A 2,369-nucleotide genomic window follows, 5' to 3' on the forward strand; every position below is an offset into this window, starting at 1 on the left:
ACCGCATGCGCGGCGAGTTGGTTACGGATGGCGGTCCGGATCAGGTCTGAGCGGTTCGAGTAAAAGCCCTCTTCGACCAGCAGGTCGATCTGCCCGAGGTCTACCGGTCCGAGGTTGATGGTGATTTTTTCGGTATCACCTGCCTTCGGTTTGTTTGTCAGTTGTGCGGCGTCGGCTTTGTGGGGGGTCATTGCGTCAGTAAGCGTTGCAAGCGATGGAAGGAGCGGTCAAATCAACTATATGCCATCCACTGACCATCCATATGGATGGTAAATTTGAAGGACGGAGCAGGCGCAAGGCGAAAGTCAGGATGTGTCCCAGAGTCATCATGCGGTGCTGTCGGAAGTGCACAAACCGGTGGCTATCCGGCAACGCCGGACCGCGTGGCGTGGGATCGCATCATCTGAGGGAGAGAGGCGGAGTGTCGGCCGATGCCGAGCGTCATGTCACACTTACTGCGCCGGCCATTAGCCGGCCGAAGTCAAAGCGATCCTGCATAGTTCAAGGCGAGGGCTTTGCTGTTGACGCGAGCGTCATCAACGCATCCGCGCTTGCAGATCATCCATTTCTTCCAGCAGGTCGGCCACCAGAGCGGCCAGTTCCGGTATGGCGTCAAAGTCACGTTCCAACTGCCGCATGCGCCGCGCCCGTAGCAGGCTGGCGCTGGAAAACCGCCAGACGCCAGCGACACTTACGGCATGGGGGAACAAGCCCTCATCTACATGCCGCCTGAGCCAATCTGGTTCTACCATGCAGGCTGCCGCCACTTGCTCCAGAGTCAGCCAAGCATCTTCCATCAGGCAGCCGATCAGAACGTCATCATCACGCATGGGTCAGGCTCTCCTATCCGGGCGCGGATTAAAGGCCAATTCCCGCGCCATGGTTTCATAAAGCTCCCGCGCTTTGGGGGTGTTTGCCGGCGGCAACACCACCTGGATGTCCAGCAGCAGATCGCCCGGTGGATTAGCGGGAATGCCCTTGCCGCGCACACGTAGCTCGCTGCCGCTCTGGGCGCCAGGGGGAATGCGCACCTTCAGTTCCCCCCCAGGTAAATCGATGGGCACCACCGCCCCCAGCGCCGCCTCCCACGGTGCCACCGGCAGGGTGAGGTGTAGATTTCGCCCCTTCACTTTCAGTTGGTCGTGCGGTTTGAAATGCACCTCCAGAAAAAGATCCCCCGCCGGCGCACCGCCGATCCCCGGCGCCCCCTGTCCGGCCAGACGGATGAGCTGACCTTCGCGCACACCCTTGGGAATTTTCACGCTGAGGGTCCGGCTCCTGAGCTGCACCACGCCTTGGGCGTCCATGCTTGGCACCCGCAGCGAAAGTTGACGGGTGGCGCCGGTAAAGGCGTCTTCCAGGTCAAGCATCACCTTGGCGTGGTGATCCACACCGCGTGACTGGAAGCTGCCACCGTGTGCATGGAAGCCGCGGTGTCTGCCCCCGACATGGCCAAACAGCTCGGCGAAGAAGTCGCTGAAATCGGCCTCTTCCTGGGGCGAGAAGCCCCGACTGGAGAACTCGAAGCCGGTGTCCCAGTCCGGCGGCGGACGGAACTCCTGGCCGGGCTGATAGGCTCGCCCCAATTGATCGTACGCGGCGCGCTTTTCCGGGTCAGAGAGCACGGCGTAGGCCTCGTTGAGCTGCCTCATGCGCGGTTCGGCATCCGACTCCTTGGAAACGTCCGGATGGAACTTGCGCGCGAGCTTGCGGAACGCCTTCTTGATGTCCTCCGCCGTGGCATTGCGTGCCACTCCCAGCGTCTTGTAGTAGTCCTGGAACTCCATGCGTGTTCCCCTTTTCCGGTCTCGAGGGCTGCCCTTCTCCTCGGAAGAGTGATGCCGAATATCAGCCAAATCAAGACCTTGAAATCCCCAAGCAAAGCCTTACCATTGCAACCGGGGGCGTCAGAATATGGCGCCCGCGCGAAAACGAATGGAGGCAAACATGATGTATCGATCATTGTTTCCCCGTGACATATTCTCAGAACTGGAACGCCTGCAGCGCGAGTGGCAGCAGCCATTCGAGCTATCTCCCAGCATTCGCGGTCGGGTCAGTTTTCCGGCCATGAATGTAGGCGGCACATCCCACTCGGTGGAAATCTACGCTTTTGCCCCTGGCCTCGATCCGGCCAGCATCGACGTGCAGCTGGTGAAGAGCGTGCTGACCATTGTCGGCGAGCGCAAGTCTGATCTCCCCGACAAGGACGAGCAAACCTCCGTGCATATCGATGAACGCTTCGCCGGCCGCTTCCGCCGTGTGGTGAGCCTACCAAACGACGTGAATCCCAATGCGGTGGAGGCCAAGTACCGCGACGGCGTGCTGCACATCAGCATCCAGCGCCTCGAAGCCGCGCAGCCGCGCCAAAT

The 2,369-nt window shown here is 60.7% G+C and carries 3 protein-coding genes and 1 pseudogene; 1 reads left to right on the forward strand and 3 read right to left on the reverse strand.

Features of this window, described 5'->3' with window-relative positions; all coding sequences use genetic code 11:
• From RM96_RS36170 to RM96_RS36180, 3 genes and pseudogenes are all read right to left on the reverse strand, one after another.
• A pseudogene (locus RM96_RS36170) lies at positions 1 to 191 on the reverse strand (ribbon-helix-helix protein, CopG family); the annotation flags it as partial.
• 345 nt (positions 192 to 536) lie between these two features.
• Positions 537 to 830: a chaperone modulator CbpM gene (locus RM96_RS36175; protein WP_039016582.1), complete on the reverse strand. Its 294-nt coding sequence runs from the start codon at positions 828 to 830 to the stop codon at positions 537 to 539.
• Positions 831 to 833: 3 nt separating this feature from the next.
• Complete coding sequence (locus RM96_RS36180) at positions 834 to 1,787, reverse strand: DnaJ C-terminal domain-containing protein (protein WP_039016583.1); 954 nt, start codon at positions 1,785 to 1,787, stop codon at positions 834 to 836.
• Between the two features lie 160 nt (positions 1,788 to 1,947).
• Between RM96_RS36180 and RM96_RS36185 the strand changes: the two genes are divergently transcribed.
• On the forward strand, positions 1,948 to 2,369 hold a 422-nt coding region (locus RM96_RS36185; protein WP_039016584.1), incomplete at its 3' end, for an Hsp20/alpha crystallin family protein.

Source organism: Cupriavidus sp. IDO, from assembly GCF_000812465.1.
In the GTDB taxonomy this organism is placed as follows: Bacteria; Pseudomonadota; Gammaproteobacteria; order Burkholderiales; family Burkholderiaceae; genus Cupriavidus.